This window comes from Paraliomyxa miuraensis (genome assembly GCF_026337845.1).
GTDB classification, from domain to species: domain Bacteria; phylum Myxococcota_A; class Polyangia; order Nannocystales; family Nannocystaceae; genus Paraliomyxa; species Paraliomyxa miuraensis.
The window spans coordinates 177,602-197,910 of the sequence record NZ_JAOVZF010000164.1 but is presented as its reverse complement, the minus strand read 5'-3'; the positions used below and the strand labels follow the sequence as shown (position 1 = coordinate 197,910).

The 20,309-nt window shown below is 68.9% G+C and carries 18 protein-coding genes; 11 read left to right on the top strand and 7 right to left on the bottom strand.

What is annotated here, in order from left to right; genetic code table 11:
* Positions 1-107 precede the first annotated feature (107 nt).
* Positions 108-1,022 carry a hypothetical protein gene (locus tag OEB96_RS44020; RefSeq protein WP_266222991.1) on the bottom strand — a complete coding sequence of 305 codons (915 nt, stop codon included), beginning with the start codon at positions 1,020-1,022 and terminating at the stop codon, positions 108-110.
* 273 nt (positions 1,023-1,295) lie between these two features.
* Between OEB96_RS44020 and OEB96_RS44015 the strand changes: the two genes are divergently transcribed.
* The 3 genes from OEB96_RS44015 to OEB96_RS44005 all read left to right on the top strand — a co-directional run bounded on the left by OEB96_RS44015 (position 1,296) and on the right by OEB96_RS44005 (position 4,095).
* Positions 1,296-2,156: a pirin family protein gene (locus tag OEB96_RS44015; RefSeq protein ID WP_266222990.1), complete on the top strand. Its 861-nt coding sequence runs from the start codon at positions 1,296-1,298 to the stop codon at positions 2,154-2,156.
* A gap of 134 nt (positions 2,157-2,290) precedes the next feature.
* Positions 2,291-3,079, top strand: coding sequence for an SDR family NAD(P)-dependent oxidoreductase (locus tag OEB96_RS44010; protein ID WP_266222989.1), 789 nt, complete (start codon positions 2,291-2,293; stop codon positions 3,077-3,079).
* A 14-nt stretch (positions 3,080-3,093) separates the two neighbouring features.
* Complete coding sequence (locus OEB96_RS44005; protein WP_266222988.1) at positions 3,094-4,095, top strand: fatty acid desaturase; 1,002 nt, start codon at positions 3,094-3,096, stop codon at positions 4,093-4,095.
* A 14-nt stretch (positions 4,096-4,109) separates the two neighbouring features.
* Here OEB96_RS44005 and OEB96_RS44000 read toward each other — a convergent pair whose 3' ends face one another.
* Positions 4,110-4,913, bottom strand: a complete 804-nt coding sequence (locus tag OEB96_RS44000) for a hypothetical protein (protein WP_266222987.1) — start codon at positions 4,911-4,913, stop codon at positions 4,110-4,112.
* 127 nt (positions 4,914-5,040) lie between these two features.
* Positions 5,041-6,642, bottom strand: a complete 1,602-nt coding sequence (locus OEB96_RS43995) for a glycoside hydrolase family 10 protein (protein ID WP_266222986.1) — start codon at positions 6,640-6,642, stop codon at positions 5,041-5,043.
* A 24-nt stretch (positions 6,643-6,666) separates the two neighbouring features.
* Here OEB96_RS43995 and OEB96_RS43990 point away from each other — a divergent pair, with 24 nt between their 5' ends.
* On the top strand, positions 6,667-7,311 hold the full coding sequence (locus OEB96_RS43990) for a PDZ domain-containing protein (protein WP_266222985.1): 645 nt from the start codon (positions 6,667-6,669) through the stop codon (positions 7,309-7,311).
* A gap of 1 nt (position 7,312) precedes the next feature.
* Here OEB96_RS43990 and OEB96_RS43985 read toward each other — a convergent pair whose 3' ends face one another.
* The 3 genes from OEB96_RS43985 to OEB96_RS43975 are packed head-to-tail and all read right to left on the bottom strand — an operon-like array spanning position 7,313 to position 10,523.
* The gene (locus OEB96_RS43985; RefSeq protein ID WP_266222984.1) at positions 7,313-9,052 is read right to left on the bottom strand and encodes a hypothetical protein; all 1,740 of its coding nucleotides are present in this window, start codon (positions 9,050-9,052) and stop codon (positions 7,313-7,315) included.
* A gap of 51 nt (positions 9,053-9,103) precedes the next feature.
* On the bottom strand, positions 9,104-9,964 hold the full coding sequence (locus OEB96_RS43980) for a hypothetical protein (RefSeq protein ID WP_266222983.1): 861 nt from the start codon (positions 9,962-9,964) through the stop codon (positions 9,104-9,106).
* Positions 9,957-10,523: a hypothetical protein gene (locus OEB96_RS43975; protein WP_266222982.1), complete on the bottom strand. Its 567-nt coding sequence runs from the start codon at positions 10,521-10,523 to the stop codon at positions 9,957-9,959. Before OEB96_RS43975 ends, OEB96_RS43980 begins: the two co-directional genes overlap by 8 nt.
* A 134-nt stretch (positions 10,524-10,657) precedes the next feature.
* Between OEB96_RS43975 and OEB96_RS43970 the strand changes: the two genes are divergently transcribed.
* Entirely contained in the window at positions 10,658-12,247 is a 1,590-nt protein-coding gene (locus OEB96_RS43970; RefSeq protein ID WP_266222981.1) for a hypothetical protein, read from the top strand.
* A gap of 242 nt (positions 12,248-12,489) precedes the next feature.
* Here OEB96_RS43970 and OEB96_RS43965 read toward each other — a convergent pair whose 3' ends face one another.
* Complete coding sequence (locus tag OEB96_RS43965) at positions 12,490-13,872, bottom strand: hypothetical protein (RefSeq protein WP_266222980.1); 1,383 nt, start codon at positions 13,870-13,872, stop codon at positions 12,490-12,492.
* 130 nt (positions 13,873-14,002) lie between these two features.
* On the opposite strand from OEB96_RS43965, the gene OEB96_RS43960 reads away from it, so the two are divergent.
* The 6 genes from OEB96_RS43960 (at position 14,003) to OEB96_RS43940 (ending at position 20,302) form a co-directional block, all read left to right on the top strand.
* A complete protein-coding gene (locus OEB96_RS43960) occupies positions 14,003-14,755 on the top strand; it encodes a MotA/TolQ/ExbB proton channel family protein (RefSeq protein ID WP_266222979.1) in 753 nt (250 codons plus the stop codon).
* Between the two features lie 154 nt (positions 14,756-14,909).
* On the top strand, positions 14,910-15,374 hold the full coding sequence (locus tag OEB96_RS43955) for an ExbD/TolR family protein (protein WP_266222978.1): 465 nt from the start codon (positions 14,910-14,912) through the stop codon (positions 15,372-15,374).
* Complete coding sequence (locus OEB96_RS43950) at positions 15,371-16,231, top strand: hypothetical protein (protein WP_266222977.1); 861 nt, start codon at positions 15,371-15,373, stop codon at positions 16,229-16,231. The genes OEB96_RS43955 and OEB96_RS43950 overlap by 4 nt, the downstream gene beginning before the upstream one ends.
* A 202-nt stretch (positions 16,232-16,433) precedes the next feature.
* Positions 16,434-17,702, top strand: a complete 1,269-nt coding sequence (locus OEB96_RS43945) for a hypothetical protein (protein WP_266222976.1) — start codon at positions 16,434-16,436, stop codon at positions 17,700-17,702.
* Positions 17,703-17,765: 63 nt separating this feature from the next.
* A complete protein-coding gene (locus tag OEB96_RS46795; RefSeq protein ID WP_407674745.1) occupies positions 17,766-18,380 on the top strand; it encodes a reverse transcriptase domain-containing protein in 615 nt (204 codons plus the stop codon).
* A gap of 59 nt (positions 18,381-18,439) precedes the next feature.
* On the top strand, positions 18,440-20,302 hold the full coding sequence (locus OEB96_RS43940) for a hypothetical protein (protein ID WP_266222975.1): 1,863 nt from the start codon (positions 18,440-18,442) through the stop codon (positions 20,300-20,302).
* The last annotated feature ends 7 nt before the right edge of the window (positions 20,303-20,309 follow it).

Genomic DNA, 20,309 nt, shown 5'->3' with positions numbered 1-20,309 from the left:
TTCGAGCGAGGCGCAGGAACGAGACGCTCGGGCCGCGCATCGAAGGGCCCACGCCGCGTGGCCGGAGTCGCTCGCGAGAGGAGCGCTCCGGCCGAGGTCGGTGCTGCTCAGGAGGCGAGCGCGCGCGGGGCCTGGCTCAGGACGACCGCGGGATGGTCCGAGTCGCCGTGGCGATGGAGGGTGACTGGCACGCCAGCCACCAAGTGCGACTCGTAGATCTGCAGCGATGCGTCATGGGGCGACAGGCCGCGGCGCGCCATGAACCGCACGAAGCCCTCGTCGTTGGCGGCCGGGTGGAGCCGTCGACGCGGCACGAGGTCGAGCGCGACCGAGTCGGCCGGCAGTCGCACGCCATCCACCGAGAGGGCCGCGTGGTGCTGCTCGTCGAGCATCAAGCCGTCCTCGCTCCAGACCTGTACCGACCAGGCCACGCAGCGGTCGCGACCGAGCGGGGTCTCGAGCTCGGTCTCGCCTTCGACCACGCCCTGGAGGTCGTCCCGAACCGTCTCGGCCACGGCAGGAGGGGAGAGCGGACGCCGCCAGCGACGCGGTCGGGCACGGCCCGGCTGTGCGCGGCGGGCGACCGCCTCCATGCAACGACCCAACCCGAGCCAGGCGACCAACCAGATTCCCATGACCATCCAGGGCAGGTCCGTGAGCACGGGGATGCTGGCGATCAGGCCCACGACGGCGAGGGTGCTCGCCAGGCCGCCGCCGATGAGGAAGTAGCGGCGGGCCCGGGTCGCGACCTGCGTGCGGTCGAAGGCCTCGGCCTCGCGGTACGTGAGCGCGATGGTCTGCTGACGGAGGTCGACCCAGGCGGTGGCGTGGCACGAGGGGCAGGGCCCCGGGTGGTGGCCGTCATCCGCGGCGCGCCGCATCGGGTCGCGGGCTCGACCCTCCTCGAGCCATCCGCATGCATCACACAGGAAGTAACAGGGGTAGGGGAAGACGTCGGAGAAGCGCTCCTGACGGGGAAGATTGAGGCGGATGTCTCGACGAGACACACGAGAGCGGGACATCGAGCGGTTGGCCTGCCGCATCCTCGCGATGGCATCTTGAACCATCCCTGCACCGGCCATGGACATGACTGAATCGACCTTTCCGACCCGGGCGCCTACTTTGCGACCGGGATGCGTGGGCCAACTCGGGTGCTCGGTGTCGGATTCCAGGGCGAGCCAGCACCTTGCCGGTCATCGTTCCCCGAGCGGTCCCGGACCGTTGCGCAGGCCAGGACTTGGCGGAACCTCGCGGTCGCTTAGAGTGGGCCAGCAAACACACGAAGGAGCAGCCGAATGACCACGAACTTCCAGACCCGATCCATCGCCACGGTCGCCAAGGGCATCCGCACCTCCGACGGCGCGGGAGTGCGCCTGTTGCGGAGCCTGGGAACTCCGCAGGTGCCGCTGGTGGACCCGTTCCTCATGCTCGACGAGTTTCGCTCGGACGATCCCAACGACTACATCGCCGGGTTCCCGCCGCATCCGCATCGGGGATTCGAGACGGTCACGTACATGCTGGCGGGCTCGATGGAGCACAAGGACAGCGTGGGCAACACCGGTCGCCTGCGCGCGGGTAGCGTGCAGTGGATGACGGCGGCGCGCGGGATCATCCACTCGGAGATGCCCAAGCAGGTCGATGGTCTGATGTGGGGCTTCCAGCTGTGGGTGAACCTTCCGGCCAAGGACAAGCTCTCCGATCCGCGCTATCAGGACATCGATCCCGGCGAGATCCCCGAGCGCGCTCTCGAGGGTGGGGGCACGGTTCGGGTGATTGCAGGGCGCTACGGTGACCTCGTCGGCCCCGTGGGTGGCGTGGCCACCGAGCCCCTGATGCTCGACGTGGGGTTGCGGGCCGGAGGAACGCTCGACGTGGCCATTGCGGCCGGTCACAACGGGTTCGCGTACGTGTTCGAGGGGCGAGCGCGGCTCGGTGACCACGAGGCGCCGATCGAGCGCGGTCACCTGGCCGTGCTCGATCGGGAGGGCGATGGCCTGCGGATCGCCGCGGCCGGCGACGAGGGCACACGGGTGCTGCTGGTGGCAGGCAAGCCGATCGGCGAGCCGGTCGCGCGTCACGGGCCGTTCGTGATGAACACCCGTGCGGAGCTCGAGCAGGCGTTCCGCGACTACCAGAGCGGGCGTCTCGCGCAGTAGCGTCACGAAGCGCTGGGGACTCGCGGGCGTCTGCTCGCGAGCTCCCGGCGCGCTCGACGAAGATCGGTGGTCTTGTTATCCAGCCGTCCGTGACGAACTCGGGCAGACGACGTTTCTCGGACCAAGTGGTGCTCGTGACCGGTGCCTCCACCGGCATCGGGGCCGCGGCCGCTCGCATGTTTGCGGCCGAAGGGGCGGCGATCGTGCTCGCGGCCCGCGGCCGGGAGGCGCTCGAGGCCCTTGCCGACGAGCTGCGGGCGGGCGGGCACCGGGCCGAGGTCGTGCCCACCGATGTGGCCGACATGGACGCGATGCGCGCGTTGGTGGAGCGCACGGTGGAGTGGGGCGGTCGCCTCGACGTGCTCGTGAACAACGCGGGGGTCAACCACCGTGGGGAGCTCGAGCGGCAGACCCCCGAGCAGCTCGCCCAGCTCGTGCAGGTCAACCTCACCGCGCCGATCGTGCTGTCGCGCCTGGCCTTGCCGTACCTACGCGAGCACCAAGGGGCCATCGTCAACGTGGCATCGCTCGCGGGGAGGATCCCGGTGGTGCACGAAGCGACCTACTCGGCCACCAAGTTCGGCCTGCGTGCGTTCACGTTCGCGCTGGCGGAGGAGCTGCGCGAGGCGGGGGTACGTGCCTCGGTGGTCTCGCCGGGACCGGTCGACACGGGGTTCATCATGGAGGACCTCGATCACGTGCCCGACCTGGTGTTCTCGCAGCCGATGAGCACGGCCGAGCAGATCGCCGAGCTGGTGATCGAGTGCGCGGTGGACGGTCGGCCCGAACGCGTGCGGCCGGAATTCGGCGCGCGTCTGGCCACGCTCGGCTACTTGTTCCCGGCGCTGCGGCGAGCACTCTTGCCGGTGATGGAGCGCAAGGGGCGTGCGGCCAAGCAGCGCTTTCGCACGCGCGGTGGCTAGGCGATGATGCGGTCGTGGACGACTCCGCTGCCGACATGCCCCAGAGCACGCGCGATCGCATCAAGGCGATCAACCGCGCCATCGTGGCCGAGGAGAAGCGCTTGCGAGCCAAGCACGGCTGGCTCGCACATCAGGACGCGATCGGCATGGCATGCTTCGTGGGCAGCCTGCTCGTGGTGGCGGCGCTGGGCTGGGCGTACCTGGCGGGCTATGTGCCGTGGTGGGTGCCGATTCTGCTGATGGGGTTGCCGGTCTCGATCCTCCACGAGCTCGAGCACGACCTCATCCACAACCAGTACTTCAAGGGGCGCACCGGGCTTCAGAACTTCATGTTCTTCGTGATCTGGTGGACCAAGCTCAACGTGAGCCCGTGGTACCGGCGGGAGGCGCACCTGCGCCACCACCGGCGCAGCGGCCAGCCCGACGATGCGGAAGAGCGCTTGATCGGTCTGGGAGTGCGTGCGGGGTGGTATCGCGTGCTGATCGCGGTACATCCGATCTTCTCGTGGCCGATGGTTCCCGGGATCAAGCGCGCCGACCCCAAGTGGCACGTGATGTGGGGCATCCGCCAGTCGTCGCCGACCTTCAGCCTGTTCGGGCTGGTGCTGCTGCTGCAGCCGCTGCTGCATCTGCTCGACGCGCTCGCGCCCGGGGTGGCTCCGACCGGGCTGCTGCGCACCTTCGACGTGATGATGGTGCTGTGGGTCGGGCCCAACGTGCTGCGTCAGACCTGCCTGGCGCTGGTGTCGTCGTACTGTCACTACTACGGCGACATCCCCGAGAACGACGTGTTCTACCAGAACCAGATCCTCGACCACTGGCTCTCGTGGCCGCTGCAGCTCTACTGCTTCAACTTCGGCAGCACGCACATCGTGCATCACTTCGTGGTGCAGCAGCCGTTCTATCTGCGCCAGATGGTCGCCAGGGCCGCGCACGCCGAGATGCTGCGGCAGGGCGTGCGACGCAACGATCTGGGGGTGATCGCGCGCGCGAATCGCTGGCGACGGGCTGCCTAGACCTCACCGTCGGCTCACTGGACCGTCACGACCAGCGTGGGGGGCGACGCCGACTCCTCGTCGAGGTAGTCGACCCCGTCTCCCGACGCGGTGAAGATGCCGAGGAACAGCGGCTGCCCGGGCACGATCACCGCGGGATCGAGCTCGACCTCGACCAGCAGCGACTCGGGCACGGTGCTGGGCGCAGGACCCACGGGCCCGCCTCCGAGCGGCTCGGGGGCTTCCTCGAACAGGCTGTCGTGGGTGAACGGCTCGACCTGCCAGACGACCCCGGTGGGCGACCCGGGATCGAAGGGGTGCGCGGTCAAGCGCAGCAGCACCGAGAGCACCTCGGCGCCCGCCAGTTCCCCGCTGATCTCGAACGCAATGAAGCCGGCAACCTCGCCGCCGAGATCGGGCTCTTCACCATCGACCTGGATGTACCCAGGGTCGGTGATCGCCGTGCATGCATCGGGATTGGGCATGGGCGGGTGCACGCAATCACCGAGGTAGGCATGGAACACGTGCGCGACGGGCCCCGCCGCGGTGGTCTCGCCCGAGGTGGAGTCGGGCTCGTCGCCCGTGGGGCTCGAGTCGGTGGGCGGGGCACCCGTGGTCGTGCCGTCGGCTCCGGAGGTGGGCACGGAGCCATCGGCCGAGCTGGTGGGGTCCTGAGCGGTGGTGGCGGAGGCGGAGCCCGAGCCGCTGGTGTCCTCGGTCGCAGCGCCGTCGTCGTCGAGGCCATAGGCCGGGTTCGGGGAGGCGCATGCGAGCGCGGGCAGCAAGACCAGCAACCCACCGACCTTCGCGCCCGCGTCGAACGATCCGCAGCTCCTCACGCCCCGATCCCCTCGACGATGATGGCACGCAGCTCGCGTCGCCGAAACGAAATTCCTCGAGGGCGAGCGACGGCAGTCGCGGGAGGAGGCGCGAGTACGCGCTGATCCGTTCAGTCCACCGTGACGCTCACTGAACCTCGACCAGGACTCCGCGGCTCTCCACCCCGCTGCGCGCGGCGGCGCTGATGGCCCAGGTTCCGGGGTAGGGCAGCTCGAAGGTGGCGGTGGCCACGGGCACGATGTCGATCAGCTCGAACCCGGCCCCCGCGTCCTCGTAGACCACCCACGCACGCAGCGGGGTGTCGTCCTGGGGGCTGAGAGTGACCGTGCTGCCGTCGAGCTCGACCCAGGGCGGGGCGACGTCGGTGCCGATCTTGGCGGCCATGGGAGGGGTGAGCGCGGGGGCAATATAGAAGGTTTCATGGAGCGCGGTGCCCACGCCCAGCGAGTCGCTCACGAACGGCTCGATGTGGAAGAAGATGTTGCCCATCGAGCCCAGATCTCGGTAGATGCGCGAGAGCTCGACCTGGGTGACCAGCTCGTCCACCGTCCACGCCCCGCTCGAGCCGATCTGCGACAGGAAGTTGCCGGTGAAGATGTAGCGCCCCTCGGAGGTCATGCTCGACCACCACTCGAGCAAGGGCTCGTAGGCCTGCGCGGTCTGGGTGGTGGGCCAGTAGAGCTGCGGGGCCAGGTAGTCGACCCAGCCCTCGTCCATCCACAGCAGGGGATCGGCGAAGATCTCCGCGTATTGGTCGAGTCCGGTGATCCCGGGGGGCATGCCGGGGCGGTAGATGCCGAACGGCGAGATCCCGAAGCGCACGTGATCGCGAGTCCCGACGATCGACTCGTAGAGCACCTCGACGAGCTGGTTGACGTTGTCGCGGCGCCAGTCGTCGAGCGCGAGCGCGCCTCCGCCTCCCATGTAGTCGGCGTAGGTGCTGCCGTCGGGGAAGGGATCGCCGTTGGGATAGGGATAGAAGTAGTCGTCGAAGTGGATGCCATCGACGTCGTAGCGATCGACCACGTCGAGGATCACGTCGATGACCCGCTCCTGCACCAGCTCGGCGCCGGGGTCCATCCACAGGAAGTTGCCGTACTCGTAGGCGTAGGCGGGCTGATCGAGCGCGATGTGGCCGGGGGCGAGGCTCGAGGCCAGGCTCACCTTGGCGCGGTAGGGGTTGAACCACGCATGCACCTCGATGCCGCGAGGATGCGCCTGCTCGATGAGCCAGGCGAGGGGATCGAAGCCGGGGTCGGTGCCCTGCGTGCCCATGAGGAAGCGGCTCCAGGGCTCGATGGGCGAGTCGTAGAAGGCGTCGCCCTCGGGCCGCACCTGGAACACGATGGCGTTGAGGTTGTGGGCCACCATCACGTCGAGCAGGTCGACGAGCTCCTGGCGCTGGGTGTCGGCCGCGAGGCCCTGGCCGCTGGGAAAGTTGATGTTGCTGACGGTGGCCACCCACACGCCGCGGAACTCGCGGTCGTGCGCGACGTCGACCAGCGGCTGTGGCGGCAATCCTCCGGACTCGCTGGACTCGCCGCTGCTGCCGTCGGGCTCGGGGCCGTCGGTGGGTCCAGTGGCGCTGCCGTCCGAGGCGTTGGTGCCGCCGTCGCTCGACCCCGACCCGGGGCCTTGCCAGGCTTCGGGGTCGTCATCGGCACAGGCGGCCAGGAGCAGTGCGCCCAACAGGCATGGCGGTCCCCACGTACGAGCCACGTTCGGCATGTCGCCACGTAGTATAACGAGACCATGGTCCGGGTGATCGTCGCCGCGTTGCTCCTGCTCACGGGCTGCAACGCCCTCGAGTCCGACGAGGCCCAGGAGGTGGCGCGCGTCACCCAGCGGACGGTCGAGCGCGGGGTGGACGAGGCGGCCAAGGCAGCCGACGAGGTGGCGAAGGCGGCGGATCGAGCCGCGGAGAAGACCAAGGAGCAGCTCGAGCGGGTCGATCTCGAGAAGCTGGAGCGGGCGTGGGAGGCCGCGGTGGAGGCTCTCGAGTCCGACGATCCGCGCTCGCCGGGCACGTCCGACGCCGAGCCGCTGGCGGGGATCGAGACCGCGCTCCAGTGCGACGAGGCGCGCGAGCACTGCACGATCACGGCCGAGCTGGTGGAGCGAGCGCGTCGACACGGCGCGGCGATCGTCCGCCAGGTGGGGGTGAGCGCGGCCACCGGGGACGTTCGGGGGATCCGCATCGACTCGATCGAGGCGGGCTCCATTGCCGAGCGCGTGGGCTTTGCCGTGGGCGACGTGGTCACCCAGGTCAACGGCGTGGCGCTCGAGTCCCCGCAAGACGCCATGTCGCTCTACTTGAGCGTGCGCTCGGCCAAGCGCTTCGAGGTGCACTACCGCCGCGGGTCGCAGGCGCGCACCCTGGTGGTCGAGGTGGTCTGAGTCAGCCGTCGCTGGCCCAGGCGCAGAACCCCTCGACACAGGCGAAGCCGAGCTCGCCGAGCAGGTCGCTCGTGCAGTCGTCGTCGGTCTCGCAGGTGCTCTGGCACACGTTGGCCACGCAGCGCAGGCGCTCCTCGTCGCCGCAGTCGGCATCGGTCTCGCAGTCGTGGCACGAGTCGGGCACGGTGCCGTCGTCGAGGTGGACCCGAGACAGGATGGGCTGGACGTTGCCGGGGGCGGCGAAGAAGGGATCCTGGGCGTTGGAGAAGCACACCTCGCCCTCGGCCGAGAGCGCCTCGATCACCATGAGGTAGCTGCCCCAGACGAGATCCTCGGTGACCAGCTCGGTACGGCAGTCGAGGGCGGTGGGGCCGTCGATCACCTCTCCACCCTCGAGGGAGATCGGAGCGCCGAGCGGGCCTCCGTGGCCGTTGAGCAGCTCGAGCCGGAGCTGCTCGAGCTGTAGCAGGCCTCCGTAGGGGGCGCCGTTCTTCTGGGGAGGATCGCACGAGCTGCGATCGAGGGCCTCCAGGCCGAGCTGGCTGACGTAGACCGGCCGGGCCCGGATCTCGCTGACGATCGGCTCGAGGAAGTCGTTGGCACCGAAGTCGATGGCGGCGTTCACGGTGCCGCCCGTGGGTGAGATCTCGTTGCCGAAGCTCTTGGTGGTGGTGACCACGAGCCCGTCGCGATCGAGTCCCACCACCGAGAACGTCGCGGGCCCTGCCGGTAGTCGCAGCGAGACGGTGTAGGGACGCTCGAGCTGGCAGGAGTCCTCGAGGATCGTCTCCTCGCTGGTCTCTCCCTCTCCATCCCCCTCCCCATGCCAGTCGAGGCGAATGCGCGTGAGCGGGACGGCGCTGCAAGGGGCCGTCCCGCCGAAGAGGGTGACGTCGAGCCGGAGCTCGGTGATGCCCACCGGGAGGCCCTCGGTACCATCGCCGAACGACACGGCGCACGCGGGGTCGAGGCCGTCGACGAGCCCGTCGTGGTCGTTGTCGATGCCGTCGTTGCACTCGGGCGGGGGCACGAGGCCAAAGGGGGGCAGCTCGGCGGTGGATCCCTCTTCGACCGCCACCGCGTCGCCGCCCGAGCCGGGGCCGGGCTGGTCCTTGGCCGTGATGGTCAGCCGCTGACACGCGCACACGAGCTGATCGCCCATGCAGCTGCCGTAGTCGGTCTCGGGGTCGCAGCCCGTGAGGTACTCGCAGGCGTTGTCGCCGTTGCAGGCGTAGGGCGCCTGGCACTGCGTGTCATCGTCGCAGGGGTCGCCCAGGCTGCCGTCGTGGCACCGCAGGCCGGACGCGACCACGCAAAACGGCGCCCCGGGCCCGCACTCCTGCGTGCCCGACCCGCCGCAGCCGTTGTCTTCGCCGCGTGCGTCGATGGTGATGCGATCGGCCGAGCCCTCGATCCACGGGGTCGAGGTGCGGTCCACTCCCCGGACCTGGATGGCGTAGTCACCCGGAGGCAGCGTGGCCCCGACCACGTTGCCCTCGTCGTCGAGCGTCGCTCGCTGGCAGGGCAGGAGCAGCTCGTCGCGGATGAGCTCCTCGAGGTTGGGCGCGTCGAGCGTGGGCAGGGCATAGGCCCGGACGCGCACGCTCAGGACTCCCGACTCGGCGCACGTGGCGGCCGAGACCTCGCGGTAGCCCTCGAGCTCCCAGCTCAGCCGGTAGCTGGGGGCCTCCTGGCAGGCGGTGGCTCCCAGCGTGGCCCCCAGCGCGGCGAGGATCGCCATGGATCGAAGCGCACGGGGGCTGTGGCGGGGCAGTGGCACCGAGAGGCCGTTCTAGCCTTGGCATGGCAGGCTGGCAAGGTCGATGACGCCGCTTCCGCCGTCGGGTGCGCGCAGGTCGATCCGCAGGGGGCAGGTGGTGCCGTCGACGTCGATCTGCAGCAGGTACTCGCCGCGATCGATGCCCTCGAAGCGGTGCAGGCCCTCGAGCGCGGTGCCACAGGCGGTGGCGTGGCCTCCCAGGGACAGGCCGCGATCGCTGTGCAGGGTCTCGCGGTAGAGCAGCGGGGCGTCGTCGATCGGGACCTCGTCGACGAGGTCGATCTCCGGTGCGACATGGTTCAGCGCCAGGGTCAGCGAGTCGCAGCTTCCTGCCCCGCGTAGCTCCAGCGACCACGGGACCGGCGCACGCCGCAGTGCCCAGATCTCGACGGTCACGCCGCGCTCGGAGACCTCGACCTCGCGCTCGGACACGACCTCGAAGGCCACGGCGTTGGTGGCGTCGTCGACCGCCTGCGCGGCGATCTGGTAGGTGCCCGCGGCGAGCTCGACGAAGGCATCGGATGCGGAGGTCTGGAGCTCCACGTCGGTCTGGTACCCGAGCTCGCAGTCGAAGCGGAAGATCCCGTGGCGGCGGGGATCGGCGGTGTCGGTGATCTCGAACGCGAGCTGCTCGGTGACCGCCCCGGCGCAGGTTCGAAGCCGTGGCTCGCCGTCGTCCGAGCCATCGGGCGCCCCCTGCTCGACGAAGCGCCACGACAGCTCGACCCCGGTGGGCTCGCTCGCCGGGTAGACGCAGCCGGCGGCGAGGGTCAGCGCCAGCGCCAGAGATCGGCGGCCGGGCCGAGCGTGGTGTGCGCAGAGGCGGCCGAGGCAACGGCCGACGCAGGGGACGGACGCGATGGGCTCAGGCACAGCCGCACAGCTCCCCCAGGTCGAGCCTGGCTTCGTCGCCGCTGCCCTCTCGATCGAGGTCGACCACGATTTGTTGCACCTGGAGGTCGGTGACCAGCCCCGCCCGTACCAGGCGCTCGCGGGAGGCAGGGATGGCGAGGCAATCGGGCGCCGGATCGCGGCACTCGAGGTCGAGGGCCGGAGCGCTGAGGATGGCGCGCACGGTGAAGCGATAGGGGGTGTCGGTGCTGGGGACCTCGGGTTCGTTGCCTCGGGCGGTGGTGCAGGGGAACTTCTGGCGGGGGACGACCAGGCAGCTCTCGTCGTCGCAGCCCGCCTCGCAGCCGGGGTCGCAGATCTCGAGCTCGACGTGGAGGCTGAACGGAACCTCCGATTCCGTGAATCGGCCGGGCAATTCGCACGAGTCACGCTCGGCGTCGATGGTGAACACCCCGCCGGGATAGATGGGATCGCCGTCGCGGTCCACGAACGTCCACGCCAGCTCGACCGCCCCGGTGTCCGCCCCGCATGCCGCCACGAGGGCGGTGAACGCGATGATGGCGATCGGGCGGGGGCTCATCGGATCGCAGCGTACCAGGGCTGAGAGAGGGGAGCGAGTCGTCCCGTGGTGTGAGTCACGACGGGCGACTGTCGGCCAGAGCCCGATACGAGAAGCCATGGTCGAGATCCCGAGGTCCCGGTACATTCGGGGGCATGCGAAGGGGACTCGTTTGGTTTTGCGGCGCTGGCCTGCTGGCGCTTGGTTGTAGTGATGACTCGACGGTGCCGATCGACGACGACTCGAGCACCGGCACGCCGATGGGGACGACGACGACGGTGGTGGATCCGACCACGGGGGGCGATCCGAGCGCGACCAGCTCGCCGGATTCCTCCGATGGAACCACCGCGGAGCCCGGCTCGGACACCGCGATGGTCGAGTCGAGCACCGGTCCCGTCACTGCGTGCGGCAACGATGTCATCGAGGACGAAGAGGTCTGCGACGGCACCGATCTCGGGGCGGAGGACTGCGCCACCCAGGGCTTCGACGACGGCGACCTGGCGTGCGCGGCCGATTGCAGCGGCTACGACACGCGCGGCTGTGTGAACTACAACTGCGGCAACGGGGTGATCGAGGGCACCGAGGCCTGCGACGGCGTGGATCTCGGCGGTGCCACCTGCCAGACCGAGGGCTTCGACAGCGGCACGGTCTCGTGCCAGCTCGGCTGCGGCGCGATCGACACCAGCGACTGTGGCACCTGCGGCAACGTGATCGTCGATGGCGACGAGGTCTGCGACGACATCGTGCTCTTTGGTCAGACCTGCGTGAGCCAGGGCTACTCGAGCGGCCAGCTCGGGTGCTCGCCCGATTGCCTCACGTACGACTACGCCAACTGCATCCAGTGCGGCAACGACATCATCGACGGCGTCGAGCCCTGCGACGGGGTCGATCTGGGCGGCGAGACCTGCCAGACCCAGGGCTTCGTGGGCGGGGTGCTGGCCTGCGAGGACGAGTGTGGTGCGTTCGACATCTCGGGCTGCAACGCGTGCGGCAACGACATCATCGACGCGGGCGAGGGCTGCGACGGGATGAACCTGGGCGGTCAGACCTGCGCCTCGCTGGGTCTCATCGGCGGCAACCTGACCTGCAGCGCCAGCTGCCAGTACGACTTCTCGGGCTGCGACATCCCGGGGGTGCCGTTCGGCAGCGACACCGGCTACACGGGCTACGTGATCCAGGGCGCACCGCTGCCGTGCGACGACATCGTGGCGACCGGCACGCCCACCCTGTTGTCCGACGACAGCCAGATCGTGGTGCCGATCGGGTTCACGTTCCCGATGTACGGTGCGAACTTCACCAACGTCACCATCCAGTCCAACGGCGCGCTGCACTTCGACACCAACACGTACATGACGCTGGGCAACACGTGCGTGCCCACGGCCACCAACCCGCAGGCCAACAACCTCTACGTGATCTGGGACGACCTCAACCCTGGCTTGGCGGGGCCGAGCGAGGTGTACTACCAGACGCTGGGGCCGGTGGGGAACCGGCGCTTCGTGGCGCAGTGGGAGACCGCCTACTTCGGGGGCGACGCCAACGACCTCATCCGCGTGCAGGCGATGCTGGACGAGCTCTCGGGTCAGATCACCGTGTGCTACGTCGACACGATCAACGCCGGCAGCGCGCGCAACAACGGGGCTCAGGCCACCTCGGGCATCCAGCAGAACTCGGTGAACGGGTTCCAGTACAGCTGCAACACGCCGGATCTCATCAACGGCACGCAGCTGCTCTACATCCCGTTCTGATTTTGCCCCCCGCAGCCAGCGAGCTGCGGGCAGGCAGCGAGGTCGCCCCCCGGAGGGGGGCGTTGGGTCGGCGTTTCGTGGCGCTCTACTCTGCTCGCCCCGCAGCCAGCGAGCTGCGGGCAGCCAGCGAGGTCGCCCCCGGAGGGGGGCGTTGGGTCGGCGTTTCGTGGCGCTCTACTCTGCTCGCCCCGCAGCCAGCGAGCTGCGGGCAGCCGGCGAGGTCGCCCCCGCCGCCCGCCGCGTCACCCCACTGGGGGTGGAGGCGGCGGCGTCTCGTCGTGGCACACGCCGATCTCGAGGATGATGTAGAGAAGGATCAGCTCCTGCGGGATCAACCCCGGGTGCGCGCCCTCGGCGGTGTGATACGTGCTGAACATCAGCCGCCCGCAGCCGTACTGCGCGCTGATCGTCATCGGGCGCAGCTGGTTGCTCGGGCTGCACACCGGGCAGGCCCCTTCCACCCAGGTGTGGTGCCCCACGTCGACGTCCATGCCGTCCTCGTCCTGCACGATGATCGGCGGGATCGCATCGACGCCGGACCAGTTGTCGATGAGCTCCACCGTGGGCAGCGACAAGAGGTTGGGGTAGCCGCCGCCCACGTCCTTGAGCGGGGCGGGCAGCGCCTGCAGCCACGCGAGCATCTCGGAGTCCTGCACCAGCCCCGTGGTGTCGTAGTAGCCGAGGTCGGGGTTGATGGCCTGGCCGTGCAGGGTCTGATAGGTCGGGAACACCTGATAGAGATATTCGTTGGCCCAGTCGGTCACATACCACTTGCCGCCCTCGGACACCCACTGGCGGATGTTGTCGATGCGCTGCTGGTTCAGGCCGCCCATGCTCACCTGCGACATGCAGGGCACGAAGATGATGTGGTACTGGCGCATCGCGTCGAGGTCGTCGAGCAGCGCACCGCCCTCGGGCTGCTCGAGCAGGTCGAAGTTCTCGGTGCCCTCGACCAGCGCACCGCTGCCGTCGACCTGCCCCATGCCGATCTTGCCCAGCAGGTTGTAGATGCTGTCGTAGACCTCCGAACGAACCACCGCGATGCGCGGGACGTACTCGCCCGCGCCGGGGTTCCATGCGCCGGGCAGGTTGCTCTGGTTGGGCGCGATCGTGTTGTCGCCCTCGGCCACGTCGATGTCGGTGATGTGCAGGAACTGCCCCTTCTGCACCACGAGCTTGCGGCCCGTGCCCGCGATCGCGGGCAGGTCGAAGGTGCCGTCGGCGTTGGTCAGCACGAAGTGCTCGTTGCAGGTGATCTGCACGCACTCGGCGCAGTAGACCCCGTCGGGCACGGGGTCGGGATCGCCCGACGTGACATAGACCACCGCGCCGCTGATGGGGATCTGCAGGTTGGGTGCGTAGACGGTGCCGTGCAGGACGGCGTTGGTGGGCTGCGGAGTGCAGCCGCCTCCGTCGTCCTCGGCCATGCCGGACTCGCCGGCCCCCACGTCGAGCACCGAGGCGGTGGTGTCCCCGTCGAGCGAGCTCGAGCCGGGGGGCGGAAACCCGGTGGTCGGCGGAAGCGTGGTGCTGGTCATGCCCGTGGGCTCGTCCCCGCACGCGCCGAATCCAAACCCCATCACGGCCAGCGCACCCAGCACCCATCCATTCCACCGTCGTGTCATCGTGTCCCCCCGTCTTGGTCCGCGCCTTCAGGGTACCGCAACCACTGGAGAAGTTGGCTCGGGCGCGCCGGTCGTGGCTCGCCTTGCCGCGATTGACGCGCCCGACGGGCTGGCGTAGCCTCCGAAGGCCGTGATTGCGCCGCAATTTCCAGCCCTTCTAGCCGCGCCGGGTCCTCTGCTCGCCGACGTCGATCTCGTGCCGCTGTTGATGGCGTCCAAGGGCATCGTCCTGTTCGTCGTCATCATCCTGCTGCTGCTGGTGGCGCTGTGCGTGTTCGTCGTCTTCTACAAGATCGTGCACATCAGCCAGGCGCAGGCGCAGTCGATCACGTTCCTCGATCGCTTCTGGGAGAGCAAGCGCCTCGACGAGATCTACGGCGTGGCCGAGAAGCTCAAGCGCAGCCCGATCGCAGCGATGTTCCGGGCGGGCTACGTCGAGCTGTCCAAGGTCAAGCGCAGCCGCGACTCCCAGCAGCAGAGCTATGGCATGGACGCCGCCGTCTCCATGCACGACCGCGCCGGCGACGCGGACAACGTCGAGCGTGCGCTCGCCCGCGCGCGCCTGAGCGAGAACACCAAGCTCGAGAACCTCCTGCCGTTCCTGGCCACCACCGGCTCCGCCGCTCCGTTCATCGGTCTGTTCGGCACGGTGTGGGGCATCATGGAGGCGTTCCTCAACATCGCCGCGCAGGGCAACGCCGACCTCGCCTCGGTCTCGCAGCCCATCGCCGAGGCCCTGGTCACCACCGCCCTCGCCCTTGCCAGCGCGGTTCCCGCGGTCGTGGCCTACAACTACTTCCAGCGCCGGCTCAAGGTCCTGAACGCCGAGATGACGAACTTCTCCAGCGATTTCATGAACATCGTCAAGAGGCACTTCTTCTAAGCCCCCCGCATCCGGCTCGGGCTGGCCATCACCCAGCTTGCCCCCCAGAGGGGGGCATGATTGGGGCTCGGCGGTGCGGTGGATCTCCCTTCGGGGTTCGTCTTCTTCCCTCGTCTTCTCAGGGTTCTTCCTTCCTCTTCGTGCACGTGCGGTCATGGCCAGCAGCATCATCAACGAGGATCTGACCGGCGATGAGCCGATGACGGCGATCAACGTCACGTCGCTGGTCGACGTGATGTTCTGTCTGCTCATCATGTTCATGGTGTCCACGCCGCTGATGTCGCCCGAGGGCAACGAGGTCGAGATCCCCGCGGCCCGAGGCGAGGAGATCACCGAGGAGGAGTTCCTCTACTCGGTGATCTCGGTCGACAAGACCGGGCACGCGTTCCTGGGGACCCTGCCGCTGTCGGAGGATCCCAAGAAGATGAAGGAAGAGATCGCCAACAACGCCAAGATCAAGGAAGACGGGCGGGTCTTCATCCAGGGGGATCAGAACGTCGACCACGGTCGGATCGTTGACATCCTGGTGGCCCTCAAGGACGCCGAGGTCTCGGAGGTGGGCTTCGTGACCGATCCCAACAAGAAGCGCATCAACGCGATGAAGGCTGGTGCCCAATGAACGCTCCTCCTCGGCCGGTGCGCGTGAGCACCGGCAACCCCATCTCGGCGATCTTCTCGTCGTTCGGCCGCGACATCGCCGATCTGTTCCGCAACCCGCTGGCGTTCCTGGGCGGGCTGGGCGGCATGGCGCTGACCTCGCTGCTGCTCTACTTCGGCTTCGGGGTCATGGCCAAGGCGAGCCTCGACGCCGACGACGAGGACGAGTTCCTGATCGATTTCGAGCCCGGCGCGCTGGTCAAGCTGGGCGTGGAGATGGAGGAGCCCGACATCCCCGAGAAGATCATCGTGCAGGAGACCCGTCAGGAGGAGGAGACGGTCAACGAGACGGTGACCGAGGACGAGCAGGCCAAGCCGGTCGAGACGCCGCCGCCCGAGCCCGAGGAGAAGCCCAAGAAGACCGACAAGCCGCCGCCCATCGAGAAGAAGGACAAGAAGCTCCCGGTCTCCAAGCTCCCCACCACCGCCAACACGCCCTACAAGAACGACCTGCCCACGGTGCAGCAGCAAAAGGGCGACCCGTTCGGCGACCCAGGGGGCTGGAGCGATCTCAAGAAGGACGGCGATCCCTGGGCCACCGCCGTGATGAAGGCGCTGAACAACATGAAGGTGGGCGCCTACGCGGCCAAGGCGGGTGCCGGCAACTTCAAGTTCCAGCTCACCATCTGCAAGGACGGCACGGTCAAGAAGGTGGACAAGAAGGGGGGCACGCTCGACGCCGACGGGCAGAACGCGGTGCGCCTGGCCCTCGAGCAGCTCGACATCCCCAAGCCGCCCGCCGAGGTGGCGAAGAAGATGACCAGCAGCTGCGCCAAGATCAAGTACACGTTCAACTGGAGCGCCGGCAGCGTGAAGTAGGCCCCCGGGCCGCAGCCCGACCGGCTCCAGGTCGTGGCCTGGCGAGGTGCCATCGCCCGCCTCCGCGGGCTCGATGTCTCCGCGGGCTCGATGTCTCCGTCTCCGCGGGTTCGATGGCGCGCCGAGAGCAAAGCCCGCCCGAGGGCTTTTCCTCGTCTCCCGCCACCGCTATCCTTTCGCGCAACAGAAAAAGGGTCCACGGATGAACCGAACGCTGCTGGGAACCATGGTGCTCACGTCCACCCTCGCCTCCGGGGCGTACTGGGCGGGGCAGGACGTGGCGGTGGCCGACGCGGCCACGGCCGTCGAGGACGTCGACGTCAAGACCAACGTGACGCTGCTGCGGCTCGCAGTGCCGGCCGGTGACGAGGTGGGCAACGTGGTGCGCCGCGATGCCGAGATCTCCGCGGGCTTCGATGTGATCGACCGCCGCTCGATCCCCGCTGCGCTCATCAAGGAGAGCGGCTTCGATCGCGAGCAGTGGAACAAGCTCGGGGCGCAGGCCGTGATCAAGAACGCCCAGGTCGGCAATCAGATCAAGTTCCAGCTCTACGATCTGGCCAAGGGCAGCAAGCCGGTGCTCTCCAAGGGCTTCCCCGCGGGCGACACCCGCAAGGCGGCCCACATGTTCATGAACGAGGTGATCAAGTACTACACGGGCATCCCGGGGGTGTTCGGGTCGCGGATCGCCTTCGTTCGGACGCAGCGCAACCCGCTGGTCACCAAGAACGTGTTCACGATGGAGATGGACGGCGGGAACGTGGCGGGCGTGACCGCCAACCGCTCGCTCAACATCCTGCCCTCGCTCGGCCCCGGCGGGCAGGTGGTGTTCACCAGCTACGCCAAGCGCAACCCCGATCTGTGGATGAGCGCGGGCGGGGCTCCGGTGCGCGTGAGCAAGTACCCGGGCCTCAACCTCGGCGGCGTGATGTCGCCGGCGGGCGGCGTCATTGCGCTCACGCTGTCCAAGGACGGCAACAGCGAGCTCTACACCATCGACACCGCGGGCAACATCAAGGCGCGGCTCACCAACGACGCGGCCATCGATGGCTCGGCCACGTGGAGCGGGGCCGGCAACCAGATCGCGTTCGTGTCCAACCGGGCCGGTGGTCCGCAGGTCTACCGCATGTCGGCGGGCGGCGGCGGGGCCAACCGCGTGACCAAGAAGGGCGACTACAACCAGACGCCCGACTGGAGCCCCGGTGAGGGCGAGCTGGCCAACTGGATCACCTACGCGGGTCGGGCCGGAAGCGCGTTCGACATCTTCGCCGTCAACGTCAAGAGTGGCGCGGTCAAGCGCCTGAGCCAGGGCGGCGGTCGCAACACCGATCCTTCCTACGCGCCCGACGGACGCCTGGTCGCCTGGTCGTCGTCGCAGGGCGGCATCGTGGTGGCCAACGAGGACGGGAACAACCAGATCACCGTCATCAAGGCCGGCAGCACCCCCGACTGGGGCCCGCGCGCGTACTAGTCATATCCCCCCGCAGCCGTTGGTAGGCAAAGCGGGCAGCCAGCTTGCCCCCCCAAGGGGGGCATCGACCACGACAAGCTGATGAAGCTGGTCGCGCGTCGAGTCTCGGACCGTAGGGTCCTCAAGCTGCTGCGGCAGTGGCTCACGGCAGGTGTGATGGAGGATGGCGTCGTCTCGACGATCGTGGCGGGAACGCCACAGGGCGGGGTGATCTCCCCGCTGCTGTCCAACATCTACCTGCACGTGCTCGACACGCTGTGGATGCGCCACAGCGCTCCCTTGGGGGTGCTGGTGCGCTACGCGGACGACTTCGTGGTGATGAGCAAGACGAGGTCGCAGTGCGAGCAAGACGAGGTCGCAGTGCGAGCAGGCCGAGGCGCGGATCCGAGTGATCCTGCAGCGCCTGGGTCTCGAGCTACACCCGGACAAGACGAGGCGAGTGGAGCTTTACGATGGGAAAGAAGGCTTCGACTTCGCGCGGGGAGGCGCGGTGGTGTGGGCGGTGATGTCGATGAACACGATCATCGAAGGCCGCGCCTGCGCGCCTGCTTGCGCTGCCAGGCGTCATCGTCATCTACCCGGGCTCCACGGCCGCCCTTCGTTTCGCCATCACGTCGTCCCATACCTGCGCTCGGGACCTCCACTCCCCCCACGTCTTTGGGGACCTCACCGCAGTGAGAGTACGCCGTCGTACCGTGGTGGGAACTTCGGCGGCCTTCGGGCATCGTAGGATCCGCATGGCTCGGGTGCGGATCCTGGCGGCGCTCGTGGGGCTCGTGATGTTCACGCTGCCGTGGGCCCGCTCGGCCGCCGCGATTCCGTCCGATGATCGCAAGGCACGGGCCATGGCCCAGACGATGCTCCAGAAGGCGCGTACGCCCCAGCATCGCCGCCTCCATCGCTTGATCGTGCCCGACGTCCCCGTTCCGCTGCCTCGGCGGTACTCCATCGTCGTTCTCGCCAACTACCACTCGTCGGTTCGGGCAAGCGGCATCATCGAGGTTACCCGCGACGCCGACGGGGCACGGGTGGAGCAGCTGGGCCCCGACGGCATCGACCGGGCTCCGCTGCCGCCGGACGAGGTGGATGCCTTCGTGCGGCTGGCCTACTACCTCACGGCCGCGCGGGCCGAGGCTCGTTGGAACCTGGGTAGTCTGGGGCCGGTCGGCACGGCGACCCACGCGGCGTGGCACCAGATCCGCATCCAGGGCGAGGGCCTGTCGATCACCACCGCATTCATGCAGCCGATCATGAGGGAGGTCGATTCCGAGGAGCTCGACTGGTTCGTGCTCACCGCGATCGTCGGCGAGATCTACGAGTTGATGGACCTCCACGTGACGCACGCACACCGCGTACCCCTCGATGAGACCATGGTGGCGGAGATCGAGCAGCGACTGCGGTCGCTCCCACCCATACCCGTTGTGTCGCAGCCGTACGACCAGCCCGACGAGGACTCGGTGAGGGCACGGCTGCTCGGCAACCTACTGCTGGCAGCACGGGTCGCTCGTGCGGAGCCGTTGCTGCTGCGCAAGGGGCTCGATCGCCAGGCCTATCTGCTGTCGCTCCAGACGCTGTCGGAGCCGGACCTCCGGCTCGCGCTGCCGGGGTTGCTGTGCAGCGAGGATCCCGCGCTGTGGAGGCCGGCGCTCTCGGTGGCTCACGAGCACCACGAGCACATGCAGGACGTGATCGTGGCGGCGGTCGAGTGCCCGCTGCCCATGTTCGCCGTCATCCAGATCCTCGACGATCTCGGCACCGGTCCGACCGCGGAGCTCCCGAGCCTGCAGCCGGTCCGACGCCTGCTCGCACCGGGCACGGAGCCTCGGCGGCGGCTGCACGCCGCCGCGACGCTGTGGAGGATCCGGCACGACGAGGCGGCCCTCGCGTTGCTGCACAGCCTCGCGCTGGGCGATGGTCGCAGTCGCTCGATCACGGTCGATCGGGAGCTGGCGCTACGGGCGGTCAGCGACAGCGTCGAGCCCAGGGGCCCTCGGCGCCGCTTGGTGAGCGAGCTCGCCGCCCAGATGCTGCGCGAGGCGCCCGTCGATGCCAGCGGCGAGCGAGCGCAGGTGGTCGCGGTGATGGAGCTCTTGTCGCGGTTCGGAGACTCCGATGACGCGCAGGAGCTGGTGCGCTGGCTCGATCACCCCGACCCGGGGCTCGTGAGCGACGTGGTGGAGTCCATGGATCGGCTCTCGCCCGCACGTGCGCGCGACGAGGCGCGCACGCGGCTGTCACGCTACGTGCGCGGCGCGACCTCCGACGGCCATGCCCGCGCCGTGGCCCCGTTCGTTCAGCTATGGATCCGCCACGAGGAGCGCGAGCCCGGGGTGATCGAGGACCTGCGCGCGGCCGGGCGGAAGCTGCGGGCCGAGGTGCCCGAGGCCCGCGATCGGCGTCGGGTCGCCCATGACGCCGCGGTGGGCTATCTCGCGGCCGAGCCCGAGCAGCGAGCGGCCGCGCTCGTGCGGTGGCTGGAGGCGACCCCGGAACTCCAGCGATCCACCGACGAGCGCCTCGAAGGGCGGCACGGCCTCGACCGCGAGGCCATCGACCGCGCCAAGAAGATCGCGGTCACGCGCACGCGACGCGGGCCGTGAGGCAAGC